The 16,698-nt window shown below is 65.3% G+C and carries 22 protein-coding genes; 13 read left to right on the forward strand and 9 right to left on the reverse strand.

Translation table 11 applies throughout. The features are described 5' to 3' along the window. Positions 1-99 precede the first annotated feature (99 nt). A complete protein-coding gene (locus ASE48_RS02245) occupies positions 100-861 on the forward strand; it encodes an IclR family transcriptional regulator (RefSeq protein WP_057165353.1) in 762 nt (253 codons plus the stop codon). Between the two features lie 51 nt (positions 862-912). Here the strand turns inward: ASE48_RS02245 and ASE48_RS32000 are convergent, their stop codons facing one another. From ASE48_RS32000 to ASE48_RS02265, 4 genes are all read right to left on the reverse strand, one after another. Continuing rightward, entirely contained in the window at positions 913-1,536 is a 624-nt protein-coding gene (locus ASE48_RS32000) for a PepSY domain-containing protein (RefSeq protein WP_162264170.1), read from the reverse strand. Positions 1,537-2,174: 638 nt separating this feature from the next. After that, positions 2,175-2,948 (reverse strand): HAD-IIA family hydrolase, encoded by a 774-nt coding sequence (locus ASE48_RS02255; protein ID WP_057165355.1) that lies wholly within the window; start codon positions 2,946-2,948, stop codon positions 2,175-2,177. A 195-nt stretch (positions 2,949-3,143) separates the two neighbouring features. Next, positions 3,144-3,443: a type II toxin-antitoxin system PemK/MazF family toxin gene (locus ASE48_RS02260; protein ID WP_057165356.1), complete on the reverse strand. Its 300-nt coding sequence runs from the start codon at positions 3,441-3,443 to the stop codon at positions 3,144-3,146. Continuing rightward, entirely contained in the window at positions 3,440-3,676 is a 237-nt protein-coding gene (locus ASE48_RS02265; protein ID WP_057165357.1) for a YlcI/YnfO family protein, read from the reverse strand. The genes ASE48_RS02260 and ASE48_RS02265 overlap by 4 nt, the downstream gene beginning before the upstream one ends. 154 nt (positions 3,677-3,830) lie before the next feature. Between ASE48_RS02265 and ASE48_RS02270 the strand changes: the two genes are divergently transcribed. Then, positions 3,831-4,040 carry a hypothetical protein gene (locus tag ASE48_RS02270; protein ID WP_057165358.1) on the forward strand — a complete coding sequence of 70 codons (210 nt, stop codon included), beginning with the start codon at positions 3,831-3,833 and terminating at the stop codon, positions 4,038-4,040. 42 nt (positions 4,041-4,082) lie between these two features. Here ASE48_RS02270 and ASE48_RS02275 read toward each other — a convergent pair whose 3' ends face one another. After that, positions 4,083-4,331: a DUF3297 family protein gene (locus tag ASE48_RS02275; protein WP_057165359.1), complete on the reverse strand. Its 249-nt coding sequence runs from the start codon at positions 4,329-4,331 to the stop codon at positions 4,083-4,085. A 114-nt stretch (positions 4,332-4,445) separates the two neighbouring features. Next, positions 4,446-5,078: a TIGR03086 family metal-binding protein gene (locus ASE48_RS02280; RefSeq protein ID WP_082613937.1), complete on the reverse strand. Its 633-nt coding sequence runs from the start codon at positions 5,076-5,078 to the stop codon at positions 4,446-4,448. 63 nt (positions 5,079-5,141) lie between these two features. On the opposite strand from ASE48_RS02280, the gene ASE48_RS02285 reads away from it, so the two are divergent. The 3 genes from ASE48_RS02285 to ASE48_RS02295 all read left to right on the forward strand — a co-directional run bounded on the left by ASE48_RS02285 (position 5,142) and on the right by ASE48_RS02295 (position 7,590). Next, positions 5,142-6,089, forward strand: a complete 948-nt coding sequence (locus ASE48_RS02285) for a helix-turn-helix transcriptional regulator (protein WP_057165360.1) — start codon at positions 5,142-5,144, stop codon at positions 6,087-6,089. A 131-nt stretch (positions 6,090-6,220) separates the two neighbouring features. Next, positions 6,221-6,454 carry a hypothetical protein gene (locus ASE48_RS02290; protein WP_057165361.1) on the forward strand — a complete coding sequence of 78 codons (234 nt, stop codon included), beginning with the start codon at positions 6,221-6,223 and terminating at the stop codon, positions 6,452-6,454. Positions 6,455-6,582: 128 nt separating this feature from the next. Continuing rightward, positions 6,583-7,590: a zinc-dependent alcohol dehydrogenase family protein gene (locus ASE48_RS02295; RefSeq protein WP_057165362.1), complete on the forward strand. Its 1,008-nt coding sequence runs from the start codon at positions 6,583-6,585 to the stop codon at positions 7,588-7,590. A 3-nt stretch (positions 7,591-7,593) separates the two neighbouring features. On the opposite strand, the gene ASE48_RS02300 is transcribed toward ASE48_RS02295, so the two are convergent. Then, positions 7,594-8,541, reverse strand: a complete 948-nt coding sequence (locus ASE48_RS02300; protein ID WP_057165363.1) for a GlxA family transcriptional regulator — start codon at positions 8,539-8,541, stop codon at positions 7,594-7,596. 161 nt (positions 8,542-8,702) lie between these two features. On the opposite strand from ASE48_RS02300, the gene ASE48_RS33280 reads away from it, so the two are divergent. After that, positions 8,703-8,885 (forward strand): hypothetical protein, encoded by a 183-nt coding sequence (locus tag ASE48_RS33280; protein ID WP_235570627.1) that lies wholly within the window; start codon positions 8,703-8,705, stop codon positions 8,883-8,885. A gap of 265 nt (positions 8,886-9,150) precedes the next feature. Here ASE48_RS33280 and ASE48_RS02310 read toward each other — a convergent pair whose 3' ends face one another. Beyond that, positions 9,151-9,717: a TetR/AcrR family transcriptional regulator gene (locus tag ASE48_RS02310; protein ID WP_057165364.1), complete on the reverse strand. Its 567-nt coding sequence runs from the start codon at positions 9,715-9,717 to the stop codon at positions 9,151-9,153. 91 nt (positions 9,718-9,808) lie between these two features. Here ASE48_RS02310 and ASE48_RS02315 point away from each other — a divergent pair, with 91 nt between their 5' ends. From ASE48_RS02315 to ASE48_RS02320, 3 genes are all read left to right on the forward strand, one after another. Continuing rightward, a complete protein-coding gene (locus tag ASE48_RS02315; protein WP_057165365.1) occupies positions 9,809-10,663 on the forward strand; it encodes an alpha/beta hydrolase in 855 nt (284 codons plus the stop codon). Positions 10,664-10,753: 90 nt separating this feature from the next. After that, positions 10,754-10,903 (forward strand): hypothetical protein, encoded by a 150-nt coding sequence (locus ASE48_RS33055; protein ID WP_200962038.1) that lies wholly within the window; start codon positions 10,754-10,756, stop codon positions 10,901-10,903. Positions 10,904-10,993: 90 nt separating this feature from the next. Next, positions 10,994-12,670 carry a GMC family oxidoreductase gene (locus tag ASE48_RS02320; RefSeq protein ID WP_057165366.1) on the forward strand — a complete coding sequence of 559 codons (1,677 nt, stop codon included), beginning with the start codon at positions 10,994-10,996 and terminating at the stop codon, positions 12,668-12,670. Between the two features lies 1 nt (position 12,671). On the opposite strand, the gene ASE48_RS02325 is transcribed toward ASE48_RS02320, so the two are convergent. Continuing rightward, on the reverse strand, positions 12,672-13,274 hold the full coding sequence (locus ASE48_RS02325) for an LGFP repeat-containing protein (protein WP_057165591.1): 603 nt from the start codon (positions 13,272-13,274) through the stop codon (positions 12,672-12,674). A 134-nt stretch (positions 13,275-13,408) separates the two neighbouring features. Here ASE48_RS02325 and ASE48_RS02330 point away from each other — a divergent pair, with 134 nt between their 5' ends. The 4 genes from ASE48_RS02330 (at position 13,409) to ASE48_RS02345 (ending at position 16,663) form a co-directional block, all read left to right on the forward strand. Next, positions 13,409-14,218 (forward strand): LLM class F420-dependent oxidoreductase, encoded by an 810-nt coding sequence (locus ASE48_RS02330; RefSeq protein ID WP_057165367.1) that lies wholly within the window; start codon positions 13,409-13,411, stop codon positions 14,216-14,218. A 132-nt stretch (positions 14,219-14,350) separates the two neighbouring features. Next, positions 14,351-14,533 carry a hypothetical protein gene (locus tag ASE48_RS02335; RefSeq protein WP_057165368.1) on the forward strand — a complete coding sequence of 61 codons (183 nt, stop codon included), beginning with the start codon at positions 14,351-14,353 and terminating at the stop codon, positions 14,531-14,533. 9 nt (positions 14,534-14,542) lie between these two features. After that, the gene (locus tag ASE48_RS02340; protein ID WP_057165369.1) at positions 14,543-15,769 is read left to right on the forward strand and encodes a cupin domain-containing protein; all 1,227 of its coding nucleotides are present in this window, start codon (positions 14,543-14,545) and stop codon (positions 15,767-15,769) included. A 9-nt stretch (positions 15,770-15,778) separates the two neighbouring features. Then, positions 15,779-16,663 carry a sucrase ferredoxin gene (locus tag ASE48_RS02345; RefSeq protein ID WP_057165370.1) on the forward strand — a complete coding sequence of 295 codons (885 nt, stop codon included), beginning with the start codon at positions 15,779-15,781 and terminating at the stop codon, positions 16,661-16,663. Positions 16,664-16,698: the final 35 nt, after the last annotated feature.

Genomic DNA, 16,698 nt, shown 5'->3' on the forward strand with positions numbered 1-16,698 from the left:
TCCGGTTGCATGTTCTTCCAATGGTTACTTATTCCGTATTGCGGAACTCTTTTTGAGTGTGTTGGATGGAACGAAATTCATCGGCGGGAAGTGGTTCGTATGGCGGAGAGATCGGGCGGCGTCCAATCGGTGGAGCGCGCGTTCGAGCTGATGGAATTGATCGGACGGGCGGGAGGGGAGTGCTCACTGACGGAATTGTCGGCGGAGTCTCCGCTGCCGCCACCGACGATCCACCGCCTCCTGCGCACGCTGGTCGGACTCGGTTACGTGCGTCAACTACCGAATCGCCGTTACGCCCTGGGGCCGAGGCTGATTCGACTCGGCGAAGTGGCGAACCGACAGTTGGGCGCGGTCGCCGATCCGGTGCTGCAGTCGTTGGTCGACGAACTGTCAGAGACGGCGAGTCTCGCGGTGCTCGACGGTGACATGGTGATCTATACCGGACAGGTTCTGTCTTCGGAGCGGACGCGGACGCACAATGAAGTCGGCAAGCGCATCGGCCTTCATACGTCTGGCGTGGGTAAGGCTGTGTTGAGCGAATTGGACGATGCCCGAATTTTGAAACTGGTGACGCAGTCCGGACTTCCCGCACCGACCGAGAACAGTGCGGCGACTCTTTCTGCGGTGTTCGCGAACGTCGAACGCGTGCGCACCGACGGCTACGCGATCGATAATGAGGAGCACGAGGTCGGCGTTCGCTCCATCGCGATGGCGGTGCCAGGGGCCCCGACCCCGATGGCGATCGGCATTTCCGGCGCATCGAGTCATGTCGACGAGGATGTGATCGCTCGCGCTATTCCCGCACTGCAGAAGGCAACCAGCGTCATCTCTGAAGCGTTGATCGGCGCTCGGGAGCAGTAACTCTCTTCGACTGGAATGCCTTGTGCAGGAGGATGCTTCGTCTCCGTGACTCTATGACCTGGTTGCGACGCGAGTGTCGACGTCGACATCCACGTCGTCGTCGGCGCCAGCCGGCGTCCGGATGTCGAACGAGTACCGCTGGCGGCCGTCGTCGAACTCAAGCGCCCACGATTCGACCGACCCGGGCACCAGCGCGGTCGCAAGGCCCAATGCGTCCGCCGGGTCGAGCTTCCGCGGGTCGACAGCCACCGGAGCCGATGACTCCTGATCTCGCTCGTCGGCGATCACCCGCGCGGAGTTCGCATCGATCTTGATCTCGCGCTGCTCAGTGTTGTTCTGCGAGTCGATTTTCCACACCCAGGCATTCGCGGGCCGGTCGAACTCAAGCTCGATTTTGGTAATGGTGCCGCCGGGCGCGGTTTCATCGGCCACCGCGAGCGCACGATTGAGGTCGACGGGGAACGTCGCCGTGGCGAGGTCGACGTCGGGCCCCGGCGTCGCTGCGGCCGCTGTCGTCGATGTGCCGGTCGCCGAAGGAGCGCCGGTCGATGTCGACTCCGAGCTCGACGTTGCGTTCGTGGCCGGGTCGGCGTTCGTGCCGCCGCCATCGGACGAACATCCTGAAAGCAGTAGGACGCCGGCGGAAGCCAGCGCTATCAGCGATGCGCCTGACACGGCATGCGTAGTCATCCTTTGCGTATATCCGGAGAACGTGTCTCACAAACGGGCGAGTACCTGGATCCTTTTGTCACAGTGACGTTTTGCGGGCTCACGTGCCCAGCTGGACGAACCGCCGCCGGTCTGCTGCGAGGATCAACCGGGGGATAGCCGACGGTCGCGACGGGCGTCCGCACCGTGTGGGGCGATGATCCGAATGGTGGCCGCGTATCTGTCGGACCTGGACAGCGACCGTTTCGTCGGCCGGGACTTACGCACCCCGAAACCCGCCTTCGTCACCGTTCTTCGTTGTCGGCCACTCCCGGCCCAAGGGGCATTATCGTCACAGTGACGAATGCCCCGAGAGCGGCTGCCAGGGCGCTTGCGGAAGGCACGGTTTTCGGTCGCTGCGATCGGGGCCCGAAACCCCGGGCAGTCGCGGAATTGGGCCTCGGTTTCACCATGTCCGGTTGACCCATGTTGAAAGTGCCGCAACGCGAACACGCGGGTTACGGGGGTAGCAGTCGAGCTTTCCCGATGTGCGCCAACCGGTTCCGGCCGGACAGCAGCACCTCTCGAACGTTCACCCAGTTCAGATTTATGCCGATAATCTACATTATGTCAAGTTAAGTGCGCCGTGTTCATCAGACGTCGCGTCAGACGAGTTCGATCACGTCGGCGATGGATTCGAACACCCGGCTGGGCCGGAACGGATAGCGCTCGATCTCCTCGCGCGTCGTCGAGCCGGTGAGAATCAGGATCGTCTCCAGCCCGGCCTCGATGCCCGCAACCACGTCGGTGTCCATCCGATCGCCGATCATTACGGTGCCTTCCGAATGGGCATCGATGCGGTTCATCGCGCTGCGGAACATCATCGGATTCGGCTTGCCGACGAAGTAGGGCTCCCTGCCGGTCGCCTTGGTGATCAGCGCGGCGACCGAGCCCGTGGCAGGCAGCGGACCCTCCGCCGACGGACCGCTCACGTCGGGGTTGGTGGCGATGAAACGCGCCCCGCCGAGAATCAGGCGGATCGCCTTGGTGATGGCCTCGAACGAGTACGTGCGCGTCTCTCCCAGCACGACGAAGTCCGGGCCGACGTCTGTCAACGTGTAGCCCACGTGGTGCAGCGCCGTGGTCAGGCCGGCCTCGCCGATCACATAGGCCGAGCCGCCCGGCAGCTGGTCGTGCAGGAAGGCCGCCGTCGCAAGGGCCGAGGTCCAGATCGACTCCTCGGGCACAATCAGGCCCGACCGCGCCAACCGGGCCGCCAGGTCACGTGGCGTGAAGATCGAGTTGTTGGTGAGTACCAGGAAGGGCCGCTGCCGGTCGCTGAGCGCCTGGAGGAACTCCGCGGCCCCTGGCAGGGCGTGCTCCTCCCGGACCAAGACGCCATCCATGTCGGTCAGCCAGCACTGCGGTGTGGTACTCATACGTCCAGTCTCGCAGGTACTACCGCCGCGTCTGATGTGGTCAAAGAAGTCACAAGATCCTCATCAGCGCTGTTTTCGCACAGCAGCGGCAACGCCAATGGCGCCTACCCGCCGACAACCCCGGTGTGGCCCTTCAGCGAACAGAGCACGCGCATCCGGATCGTCTCGTACATCGCTCGCATTGACCCCTGCTTGTCAGTCGAGATCGAACGCGTGCTGGATCGCCGTTGTCAGCGATTCCTCTTGATCAGGAAGAAAGAAGCCAATCTGACGGCCCAGTGCCGCAGCCGGGATCGTGACAATGTTGTCGACGCTGACGACGGAATCTTTCTCGAGCCCGTTACGCACACCTACTGGAACTTCGGTCGACAGGCCGCGAACTGTTCCGGTGATCGGTGCCACGGTGACCCTGGTGAGGTGGGGCCGCACGAGCTCCCGAGTCAGGATCAGAACCGGCCGAGCCTTGTCGAGCTGGGCGACGTGTATTGGTCTCAATCGATATCCAGCTCGAAGGTGGACGTATGAGCAGCGAGCTCGTCGAAGTCATCGTCCGCGGTGGTGGGCTTGGCGAGAATCGCCGCATCGCGAGCAGCGATCAGACGGCGACGCTCGCGTTCGAGCGCTTTGAGCACAAATGATGCGCGGCTCTCGACGTGCCGTTGGTCCACTTCCCTGTCAATGAAATCGACGACTTCGTCCGGAAGCCGAACGGCAATCTGCTTGCTCACAGCGCAATGGTACCGATGTGGGATGCAGAACGCTACCGCTGATTACCGAAGACAAGCCCAACCATGCCTTTGGCCGCGATATCTACCACCATTTGCCGCGGTAGGACAACTGACTGACGGACGGAGCGATCCACTCGCGCCGTAGGCTCACGGCGTGCCCAACGTGACCCTGGCCAGCCCCGCGTCAACGGCGGCTCTGACGGTCGGGCTGATGGCCTATGCAGCGTTGATCCTCGCCGGTATCGCGGTCGCGATCTTCTACGCACGTCGGCATCACCGGCAGCGGGCGATCGCCGCCGCGGCGATGGTCGGGGTGCTCACCCTGGGCGGGCTGGTTATCGCGATCGTCAGCAGTGTCGCGTGACCCGTTACTCCCCCACGGAGCGCGAGACGTCCGCCATTCCGCTCAGCGGAAATAAGGTTCTACCGTGCCGCTGAGCTTGACGACCATGGGATTTCCGCGGCGATCCTTCGCGGTAGGGACTTCAACGCGCACCCATCCCTCGGCCACGTTGTATTCGTGAACGTTGGTTTTCTCGACGCCATTGAAGCGAATACCCACGTCGCGGCGAAGCGCCTCTTCGCTATAGAAGGCACTGCGCGGATCGATCGAAAGGTGGTTCGGTGGAACGTCTGTGCTCTGGTCCTCGGACATGATGGCCTTCGTTGAATAGTGCTTCAGGTGCTCGGACTGTTCTCAGAGAATCTACGCGACCGGCCGGCAAGCAAGCTGGCCGCCATCAGCACAGCCATGACCTGACCCAGCGCGTCAGGACCAGAACGGATCCCTGCCATTCCAGGCAACGAGGCGGTCGATGCGAGGGGCGTCGTCGGAGATCGGGACAGCCTCGGCGAACGGGACGGCGACCGCGTCGAGGCCCCTTGCAGCCGAGATCTGCTCGTAGAGAGCCCGGCGATTCTCGGCCGGCAAGATCCGGCGAGCGCCGTCGAGCGCCGCGACGACCACTGTGTCGTCCCAGTCGGGCTGCTGACCGGTCGCCGTCGCAAGGTCCCACGTGTGGACGGTCAGCTCGGAGAAGTAGGAAGCCAGCACTTCGGCGCCGCCACCTTCGATCCACGGCAGTGCCATGGGTCGTTCGAGCACGGCGTCATCGCTCCAGGCATCGGCGGCGCGTCTCCCCGACTCCCGCCACACATCGCGCCAGCGATCCTCGGCCACAGGGGTGTCGGTGACCGCGAGCGGATCTGCGCCGTCGCCGAGCGCGGCAACTCGGTCAAGCACGCCGACGAGGTGGGCGAGCAGTGCTCGCACGTCCATGTCTGGGCAGGGCGTCGGGTCCGCGAGTTGCTCCGGCCGCACGCCGGCGACGACGGACCCGCCGGTAGTGATGGCACGGGCGAGAATCGGGCGGGGGTCCGTGGTGCTGGTGGGTGTGTTCATGGCGCGATTGTGCCGACCTAAACCGGTCACCTTGTGGCCGGTTTGATGTGGGAGTGTGGTTGCATGCGAGCCGACCGGCTAGTGGCTGTCCTCCTCCTGCTGCAACGGCGCGAGCGCGTCACAGCATCGGAGGTCGCTCTCGAGTTGGAGGTGTCCGAGCGCACCGCCCGCCGCGACCTCGAAGCGTTGAGCAGCGCCGGGGTGCCTGTGTACGCCGTGCCGGGCCGAGGGGGCGGGTGGCGCATGCTGGGCGGCGCTCGCACCGATCTGTCTGGGCTGACAGCGAGCGAGGCTCGCGCGCTGTTTCTGGTTGCCGGACCCGCCTCGACCGCCACCCCGAACGTGAAGGCAGCTCTGCGCAAACTCGTACGCGCGCTGCCCGAGCCCTTCCGCGAGCAGGCCGAGACCGCAGCGGCATCCGTCGTCGTAGACCCGCGGCACTGGGGAGCCGGCCAGCCCGAGCCTCCGCCACCCCGGTTCCTGGAGGAACTTCAGGAAGCGGTGATCCGCGGTGTCCAGGTAAGACTCGGCTACGTCGACCGCATGGGCTCGGAGACCGAGCGGACCGTGCACCCACTGGGCATCGTGGCCAAGAGGCCGACGTGGTACCTGGTCTCCCAGACGGAGGCCGGTCGACGGACCTTCCGGATCGACCGTGTCTTCTCAATCGAGTTGACCGACGACGCCGTGAACCGACCAGACGGATTCGACCTTGCCGAGAGTTGGCGAGAGATCGCCGACGAGGTCGATCGAAAGCGGACTCCCCTCGCGGCCCGGGCCATGTGCGCTCCCGACGGGCTCAGCCTGCTCCGGATGGTGCTCGGGACCCGCCTCGAGGTGGGTGGTTCCACGCCCGACGGCCGGATCGAGATCGTGATCCGTGGCCGCGACGAGTACGCCCTCGCGGGCGAACTTGCCTGGCTCACCGAATGGCTCGAAGTCACCGAACCGCAGGGCGTGCGCGATCACCTCGCTTCGATCGGCGGCGCGCTTGTGGCGCGCTACAGCTGAGCCGGGCGGCACCCGCTGCGCGACAGCGAACTGCGCTCTGCTCGGCTGACGAATCATCCCGAACTGTGCAGATGGGAATGGTTTCGCACTGAAGGCGTTTTGCAATCCACTTCGTCGGGCAAGATCAACTCATGCGAAATCTTCTACGCCGTTCCACCATCGCCATTCTTGCGGCCGCCCCGATCGCTGCCGGCTCGCTGTTCGGAGCCGGGATCGGATCGGCAGAACCCCCGAATTGTGTCAACGGACAATTCTGGGATCCGATCACCAACACCTGCCAGACGCCACGTCCGGCGGAGAACTGTGCGCCCGGTCAGTATTGGAACGCCCTGTCCAATGTCTGCCGGCCGCTGGGCCAACTGTAGCCCTCAATCCTTGACACGCTTGTCATTATCCTCGCGGATATTGGCATTGCTGCCACTGGAGTGGGTGGATCGTGCGCGAAACACTGGGATAGACCCGCGCGCCCAGAACCACGTTGAGGAACACCTAGATGACTGACTTGATGAAAGCCGTTGTGCTCGCCCGTTTCGGAGGGCCCGATGCTTTCGAGCTGCGCGAGGTCTCCGTACCGGCCGTCGGTCCCCGCCAGGTACGGGTGCGCGTTCATGCGACCGCCGTCAACCCGCTCGACTATCAGATCCGTCGCGGCGACTACGCGGACAATGTGGCGCTACCGGCGATCATCGGGCACGACATCTCCGGCGTGATCGAGGAGGTCGGATCCCACGTCACCGAGTTCCGCGCCGGTGATGCGGTGTACTACACGCCCCAGATCTTCGGCGGCCCAGGCTCATACGCCGAGCAGCACGTCGCCGACGTCGACCTCGTCGGCCGCAAGCCGGAGAACATCAGTCACCTTGAGGCGGCGAGCCTGACCCTCGTCGGCGGCACGGTCTGGGAAGCCCTGGTGACGCGGGCTCAGCTCGGCGTGGGCGAGACGATCCTCATCCACGGCGGCGCGGGCGGGGTCGGCACGATCGCGATCCAGGTCGCGACGGCGATCGGCGCACGGGTGATCACCACCGCGAAAGCCGGCGACCACGAGTTCGTGCGCTCACTCGGAGCGGATGCGGCGATCGACCACACGTCGACCGACTACGTGGATGCGGTGGCCGAGATGACCGCAGGCAACGGGGTCGACGTCGTCTTCGACACGATCGGTGGCGACGCGCTCACCCGCAGTCCGTTGACGCTCGCAGACTTTGGGCGCGTCGTCAGCATCGTTGACATCGCGCAGCCGCAGAACCTCATCGAGGCGTGGGGCAAGAACGCGGCCTATCATTTCGTCTTCACCCGACAGAACCGAGGAAAGCTGGACGCGCTCACCACGCTGGTCGAGCGTGGTCTGGTGAAACCGGTCATCGGCGCCACTCTTCCGCTCGCTCGAATGGGTGAGGCTCATGAGCTCATGGAGAACAGGCGGTCGTATGCACTCCGCGGCAAGGTCGCGATCGACGTGGCCGGTGACACCGCCACGCTCCCCCCTCGCATCTCGTAGCAGTCAACTCCGCCCGGAGAAGGTGGCTCGGTACTCCGACGGGGACACATCGAGCAGCCTCCGAAAGTGCAGTCGCAGATTAGATCCGGTTCCCAGGCCGACCTGCTCCGCGATGCGGTCGACCGAAAGCCTGGTGCTCTCCAGGAGTTCGCGGGCGGTGTCGACCCGCGCCCGGAGGATCCACTGCAGCGGGGTGCTGCCGGTCTCTTCGGTGAAGCGCCGCAGGAACGTTCGGGGCGACATCCGTGCGTGTGCGGCGAGCCCGGCAATCGTGAGCTGTTGGTCGAGCCGGGTCATGGCCCATTCGCGTGTCGCGGCAAGGGTTTCGCCATGGGCCGCCGAGTTGGTCTTCGGCAGGTACTGGGCCTGACCCCCGGTCCGGTAGGGCGCGGTGACGAGCCCTCGTGCGATCTCGTTCGCCGCGCTCACGCCGAGGTCGCAGCGAACGATGTGCAGGCACAGGTCGAGACCGGCGGCGGCGCCCGCCGAGGTGAGAATGGATCCCTCGTCGACGAAGAGCACGTTCGGCTCGACCGTCACGTCCGGGTACCGCGCCGCGAGCTTGTCCGCCGCATCCCAGTGCGTCGTCGCCCGCAGACCGTCGAGCAGCCCGGCCTCCGCGAGGGCGAACGCGCCGTAGCAGATCGACGCGATGCGCGTCCCGCGAGATGCGGCGCCCTGAAGCGCCTCGCACACCTCCACCGGTATCGGCCGACCGGCCGGGGCGTACCCCGGGACGACGATCGTGTCCGCGTCGGCCAGTGCGTCCAGGCCTCGCGGGACGGCGTAGCCGAAGCCCCCGTGCGACGGCACCGTCCCGGCGGTGACCCCGCAGGCCGACACCTCGTAGGCGAACCCCGTCTCCGGATGGAAGACCTCCGCCGGGATTCCGACATCCAGCGGGAGCGCGCCGTCGAGTACGAGGACCACCACCTGATGCGGCCGCTGCATCGCCCGACTCCGATCCGGCCGACGCGTGCCGACCGCGTCATCATCCTCGCATATGTAGGCATTCCTGCCATACGTGCGGCATCGGCCTTCAAGGCTGCGTCGTCGCCACCATGACGTGTCACGTAATCGCTTGGCGATCCGCCAAATGCCAGACTCGGACTGTGGATACCAGGGAGACAGTCAACGAACTGCTGCGGCGCATCGCGGTCGGTGATCCCACGAGCATCGCCGAGCTCTATGCCGAGCAGATCTCGTGGAAACTGAACTGGCCGACCGGCGACTACGCAGACGTCGTCCCGTGGATTCAACAGCGGTCCACTCGTGGCGGTGTCGAGCAACACTAGCGGCTCATCGCAGAACATCACATCACGAAACTCAGTTCCGCCGAGGTGAATTCCGTGCTGGTAGACGGGGCGGACGCTGTCGTACTCGGCGAGCTCCACAACACTGCCGCACCGACTGGCCGCAGCTACGACGCCGCCTTTGCGTTGCACCTGACTGTGGTGAACGGACTGATCACCCGCCACCACGTGTACGAGGACAGCCTTTCGGTTCTCCGAGCGTTTGCGGATTGACAACCGCGAACGATCCTCCGCCCGGCTGGTCCTGTCAGCCTCTGCTCATACGCAGGATCAGGTCCACCGTGTCCTCCGATTGGCCCCCCGGGGTCAGCACTTCCTGCAGCAGCAGGCCACGAATCGCGGCAGTGGCCACGGTGGCCATGCTCAGTGCTTGCCTGGTGTCGTGCCCTTCGCTTTCCGCCAGCGAGACCAGCATCGCGGTCAGGTCGTCGAGTGAGTCGATGAATTCACCAAAGTCCCCCGGGCTGTACGCCGCCAGCCCCACGACGTGGAAGAAACCGCGTATCCGTGACAGCTGTTCGGGGCGGGTGTAGGTCCGCCAGATCGCGACGACGAGGTCGTCGAAGGTGCCTTGCCGAGCGGTCGCGAGGAGCGCCTCGTTGTCATGAGCTCGCTGCACCGTGAGCATGGCCGCCAAAACGCCCGGGAGCGAACCGAAGTGGTAGCGCAGCAAGGCGTGGCTGGTCCCGGCCCGGGCGGCGACCTCACGCAGCGACACCTCCGGCGAGGGAAGGGCCTGCCCGTAGGCGTCGAGAAGCCGAGCCAGCAGACGGTCGCGCGCGCCGCCTCCGCGTTCCTCACTTGACAAGAGCATGCTTGCAGTTTATCCATTGGATAGTATTTATCCAATGGAAAACCTGCCGAGTCCACCGAGCTGTGAGCCGGCCAAGTTGTGAAGGACTTCGATGAGCTCCATGTGGCAAGGCTGTTTGGCCGGCACCGACTATTTCGAGATGCGTTCCCGGGCTGGGCATGACTACGGCGTCTGGGTGACCACGCCGCCGGGCTACGACCCCGCCACGACCCAGGCACCTGTCTTGTATGTGCTCGACGGCAACTGGGCTGTGGGTCTGACCGCTCCCCTGATCGTGACCCAGATGGACCCCATGCAGAAGATCCAGCCCTACATCCAAGTCAGCGTCGGCTACGCAGGCGAGGAAGCACAGGACTGGGATCGGCTGCGCAACAGAGACTTTGTGCCACCGGGCGAGCCCATCGCCCGGGAGCTCGTCGATGCCGTGGAAATGGGCCTGCAGGCAGGCGCGCGTACCCGCGAGGAAGCCGACGCCTACCTCGCCGAATTACGCGACACCCACGCCGATGTGTTCCTGAGCTTCCTGACGACGGAACTGCACCCAAGGATCGAACGCGACTATGGCACCGCCACAAGCGGTCACGGCCTTTTCGGCTACTCCTACGGTGGACTGTTCAGTCTCTACGCCTGGCTCACCGGCGCCACGCTCTTCGAGAGCATCGGAGCGGGCAGCCCCGGCGTCATCGCCGAGAACAGTCAGATCTTCGCCCAGCTCGATGAGATGGACGACAGCCGGCGGGCCACCAAGCTTCACGTCACCTTCAACGACCGAGAGCTTCTCGGAGACCTGGCCGTCTACCAGAGTCTCGCGAAGAACACGGCCACGGTCCTTCACCGACTCACCTCGCGCCGCGAATCGGTCACCCGCGAGATCCTGCACGAAACGCACGTCACCGGCCTGCAGGCTTCGTTCCTCAGTTACCTCAGAACCTGCCGGCCCCTCTGAGCGTGGTTCGGGTCGGCGCAAAAAGGGCACCCGCACACCGGCGAACATTCCGGCGGGCCCAGCCCGCCACCGAACCCGGAGGATCCGACGATGACAATGCCCAGTGACGCAGCGGATGCAGTTGAGTCCCAGGGAGCCAACGAGGGTCCGCGCGACCACAGCCAGGTCGACACCGATCACGCACCCTATGTCGATGACGAAAATGTCCCGCATCCCGGTGACGTGAACGAGGCTGACTGACCGCCGGGGCCACCCGTCTATGTGACCGAAGGGTCTCGGTGTCCTCGCACATGTGCGATCGTCGGTTGCCGCACCGACGCATGGAGGAAGATGAGCCCCGCCACCGAATTCGACTTCGTCATCGTGGGAGCAGGTAGTGCGGGCTGCCTGCTCGCCAACCGTCTCAGCGCCAACCCCGATCACCGCGTGCTGTTGATCGAGGCCGGCGGCAAAGACGACTGGTTCTGGATCAAGATCCCGGTGGGCTACCTGTACACCATCGCCAACCCCCGCACCGACTGGTGCTTCACCACTGAGGCCGACACGGGTCTGGCCGACCGCACCATTCATTACGCGCGCGGCCGCGTCATCGGTGGCAGCTCGTCGATCAACGCCATGATCCACATGCGTGGACAGGCAACCGATTACGAGCTGTGGGCCCAAGCCACCGGTGACGACCGTTGGCGGTGGGACGGCTCCGGGGAGACATTGTCGATCTACAAAGAATTGGAAGACTACTTCGGCGGAGCCGACGACTGGCACGGTGCCGGTGGTGAGATCGCCGTCGAGCGGCCGCGGGTGCGCTGGAAGATCTTGGATGCCTGGCAGGCCGCCGCTGCCCAGGTGGGCATCGACCCGATCGACGAGTTCAACCGGGGAGACAATTCCGGCAGTGCCTACTTTCATGTCAATCAACGACGCGGCCGTCGCTGGTCGATGGCCGATGCCTTCCTGCATCCCGTCGCCCACCGACCGAATCTCACCGTCTACACCCACGCTCAAGCCGTAAAGCTGTTGATGGACGACGAGGTCCACGACGATCAGCGTCGCGGTGCCTGGATGACGGCTCAGCGCCGCGCCACCGGTGTGCAGCTGCTCAAGGACGGCCAGCTCGTCGACATCCATGCGCGCAGGGAGGTGATCCTGAGCGCCGGAGCGATCGGGTCACCGCAGCTCATGCAGGCCTCTGGTCTGGGCCCGGCCGGGCTGCTCACCCAGCACCAGGTGCCGGTGGCCGTCGATCTGCCGGGCGTGGGCGAAAACCTCCAGGATCACCTGCAGCTGCGAACGGTCTACCGGGTGCGGGGCGCCCGGACCGTCAACACGCTGTACCGGAACTGGATCACCCGTGCAGGCATGGGACTTCAGTACCTGCTGCTGCGTTCAGGACCCATGACCATGCCGCCCTCCACGCTGGGAGCTTTCGCCAAGAGCGATCCCGCGTTGGCCAGTCCGAATTTGGAGTGGCACGTGCAGCCCTTGTCCCTGACCAAGTTCGGCGAACCGCTGCACCCGTTTGGAGCCATCACTCCCTCGGTCTGCAATCTGCGACCCAGCTCGCGAGGTCATGTGCGGATAGCCGGTGCCGATCCGCTGACCAACCCCAAGATCACCTGTAACTACCTGTCCACCGACGCCGATCGTGAAGTCGCCGTGCGGGGCCTGAGGATGACCCGGCAGATCATGGCGGCGCCCTCGCTGGCCCGGTATCGCCCAGAAGAACTGCTTCCCGGCCCGCAATTGGTGACCGACGAAGACCTGCAGCAGGCGGCCCGCGAACTCGGTACCACCATCTTTCATCCGGTGGGCACCTGCGCGATGGGAGCTTTCGACACCCGTGGTCTGCCGCGGTCGGCCGCCACGGTGCTCGACACCGATTGTCGCGTGTACCGCGTCGCCGGCCTGCGGGTGGTCGATGCGTCGGCCATGCCCACCATCACGTCCGGGAACACCAACGCGCCGGTCATGCTGATCGCCGAACGCGCCGCGCGGGCAATCCTGGGATGAGTTAGAGCCCGGCCGGTACGACCTTGTCGTTGACCGTCACCTCGACCTGATCCGTTTTCGCGTCGTACTCGATCTTGCCGTGTTCGAAGGTCGTCACCAGGAGATCGCCGACGGTGTCCTCGTCGCTGGTGGGTGCGCCCAGCGGACCCACTGAGCCGTTCTCGCCGGTGACCGCAGGCACGCCCTCCGGGTCACGCGGGACATTCCAGGCCTCCCGGATCTTGCCCCAGGTGATGTACCCAGGCGTGCCCGCTTCGCCGTTCTTGGCAGTGATTACGCCGCCCTGAAATTGCTGGAACAGCACACCGCTCTCCCGAGCCCCCGCATTGCGGTCACCCGTCAGTGGCTTACCGAGAGCCTGCCGCTGATATTCGGTGGCCGATGCGTACTTGGTCGCAATCGGACCGGTCAGCGTCACCTCGACGTCCCGCTCCCCGATGAGCTTCACTTCGGCGGGCGGGGCTTCGGCCTCGGAGGTGGCGATCAACCCGACCTGCGGCGGCGCCGACGCGTCGACGCTACTGCCATTGCTGCAGCCCACGGTGATCAATGCGACGACGGCCAAGCCGACGACTGCCTTGTGACGGTATGTGATCGTCATCATGGCCTCACTCTCGCGTCCTTCGTCGGTGTCGGTCAAATCTGGCTGAACCGTTCGCGTCCCTTCGCGGTCCGGAATAAACACTGGGCCCGGTGAACTTGGCCCAAGAGTCGCCCTCCCCCGACTCAGGAGCATCCATGACCCGTCCCATCCGCGTCGCCGTACAGATCCAGCCCGGCGGCACACCCGACTACCGCACCTGGCGCGAGGCTGTCCTGGCCGCCGACGACCTCGGCGTCGACGTCATCTTCGGCTATGACCATTTCCACCGCCCGGCCATGAAGGGCATCGTCGATGGCAAGCCCGTCATGTTCGACGAGCAGCCCGATGTCGCGAACTTCGAGGGTTGGACCGCGCTCGCGTCGTGGGGTGAGATCACCTCACACGCTGAGATCGGGCTCCTCGTCACCGGCGTCGGCTACCGCAACGCGGACCTGCTCGCCGACATGGCACGCACCGTCGACCACATCAGCGGCGGCCGGCTCATCCTCGGCCTCGGCGCGGGGTGGTATGAAAAGGACTACACGACTTACGGTTACGACTTCGGAACCTTCGGCTCCCGTTTCGATCTGTTCGACGAGAGTCTGATCCGCATCGAAAATCGGCTCGCTGAATTGATTCCGCCGCCGGTGCGCAAGCTGCCGATCCTCATCGGCGGCACGGGACCCAAGCGCTCGCTGCCCGCCGTTGCCCGGCACGCCGACATCTGGCACGCATTCCAGGATCTCGATGCTTTCCGCAGATCCAGCGAGCGCGTCGATGAGCTGGCAGCGACGTTCGGCCGCAACGGCGCCGATATCGAACGCTCGACGCTCTGGACGAACGCCGGCAGCGCCGACGCCTTCCGCGAGGTCGGCGTCACGTTGTTCCAGACCGAACTCACCGCCGACGACGGTTATGACCTGACGTCTCTCAAGGAGGTGCTCACCTGGCGGGACAACGGGTGAGCAGGTAAGCCAACCCTGGCGTTTCGAGTCACGCTGCGAGGGGCAATCCGTCGAGGCGCACAGCCTGCGCACGCTTGCGCGATGCGGAAGCGAAGGCAATCCCCATGGGGATCACATTGGAAAGAGACTCACATGGCGCTCGACGACAATGACATCAGCACCTCGCCCGCAGACGGCGGCGAAGGCMCGGCCGACGGCGGCAGCAACCCCGAAGGCCACGACGGTGGCGCGGACGGCACCGCCGGCGGCGAAGGCCCGGCCGACGGCGGCAGCAACCCCGAAGGCCACGACGGYGGCGCSGACGGCACCGCCTGAGAGTCCATCATGCTCAGCCGTTGCATAGGCATCGACACCGATGTTTTCGCCACCGAGCATTGGGGGCAAAAGCCGCTGCTGAGCCGCTCCGGTGCGCTACCCCGCGATTTCTGCGACCTGTTGTCACCCGAGATGGTCGACGAGCTCATCGCAGAGCGCGGGGTACGCGCGCCGTTCATCCGGTTGGCCAAGGAAGGCCAGGTCCTCGCCAAGGACTGCTACCTCGGGCCGGCCGGCTTCGGCGCGGAAATCGCCGACCAGGTCGACTCGGCCAAGGTACTCGACCAGCTCGGTTCGGGCGCCACCGTCGTTCTCCAAGGGCTGCACCGGCTCTGGCCGCCGCTGATCGACTTCGTCCGCGACGCTGTCGACGACATCGGCCATCCCGTCCAGGCAAATGCCTACATCACGCCACCGGGCAACCGCGGCTTCGACTTCCACTACGACGTCCATGACGTGTTCGTTCTCCAGGTTTCGGGCACCAAGCGGTGGATCGTGCACGAGCCTGTGCACCGTCATCCGCTGCCCTCGCAGCCGTGGACCGATCACCGCGACCAGATCGCCCAGCGGGTCACCGGCGATCCGGTCATCGACGTCGAACTGTCCGAAGGCGACGCGCTCTACCTGCCACGCGGGTGGGTGCACGCGGCGCAAGCGTTGGACACGACATCGATTCACCTGACGATCGGCGTGGCGACGACGACGGGCTTCGATATCGCACGCGCGGTACTCGACCAACTCGGCGCTGTCGAGGAGTTCCGGGCGCCGCTCCCCCTGGGTATCAACCCGGCCGACAACGACGAAGTAGCGGCAACCGCCACCAAAGTCATCGCCCAGATCGTCGACCACCTCCGCGACAACGCGGAGATGCTGAGCACCACCGCCGCCGAGCGGTTGATCACCAAATACGGGTCACAGACTCGCGCCGAGGCGGTTCGTCCACTCGCGGTGTTGCGCGCCGCTGAGCAGGCCGACCGGGTGCGAGTTCGATGGCGCCGCGGCATGATCGCCACTATCACCGAGGAACCCGACGGCCGGGTGGCTCTGAGCTTGGCGGACAAGACCATACGATTCCCCGCTGTGTGCCTGGCCGCGTTGCAGGAACTCAGCAGTGGCAGGAACGCCGAGGCAGCGGCACTCACCGGCATGGACGCCGCCGATGGCACGGTGCTGATTCGACGACTACTTCGCGAAGGCGTGCTGGTGCCCTCCCCTGCCCAGCAGGGCCATGCCTAGGCTGAGCCGGTGACGCCTGCAAAACGCCCGCCATGCAGCGATCAGTCCCTGGCTCGCCACGAGCCGATGTACGGCACCGCCTCGGCGGGCGCGTCCTGGCTGCTGCTCGAACTGGAAGGTGGTTGGGGTCCGTCGGCCTTCCTGCAGTCACCCGGCTCTATCGACCCCACTTTGGGGCGTGCCATCGTGCGCCGTGCCGAATCGGCGGGGATGCGCATCGCCGCAATCCGGCGACACGGCCGCCGGTCCTCGAGCCCGCGATGGCGGTGGTTTGTGGCGAAGTCCGCGGTCGGCGATCACGCTCTTTTTCACGGCGAGGTCAGTGACGCACGCGACTACCTGGACCTCGATCTCGACGGCGGCGACGGCATCCGGTCAGAAGACCCGATCGTGGCTGTCTGCGCGCACGGCAAACACGATCAGTGCTGCGCGGTGCGCGGCCGGGTTGCCGCAGCCGCCATCGCCGAGTCATATCCCGAAATCGTCTGGGAGTGTTCCCATTTGGGTGGCGATCGGTTTGCCGCAACCATGCTGATCCTGCCGGAGGGTCTCTGCTATGGCCGGGCCGACAGCACCGACGCTGCCGAATTCGTACGGCTGTACTTCGACGGTAGACTCGACGACCAGTACCTGCGCGGTCGCACCTCGGTCCCCCACACCGTGCAGGCCGCACAACATTTCGCCCGCGAAGCCTATGGCGACGACCGGATCGACGCGTTCACCCCGGTCACCGTCGACGCTGACGATGGAGTGGTCCGGGTTGTCCTGGCTGCCGACACGGGCGCGGTCGAAGTCCTGTTGGACGAAGCAAAGTCCGAACCGCTGTTCTCGCAGTGCCGGGCGACGACGGCAGGTCCGGTCCGGACGTACAGTCTTCGATCGATCAGCATGTGATGCTGGAAGAAACAGTCCCTGCGCCAGCCAACTGA

This window comes from Mycobacterium sp. Root265 (genome assembly GCF_001428895.1).
In the GTDB taxonomy this organism is placed as follows: domain Bacteria; phylum Actinomycetota; class Actinomycetes; order Mycobacteriales; family Mycobacteriaceae; genus Mycobacterium.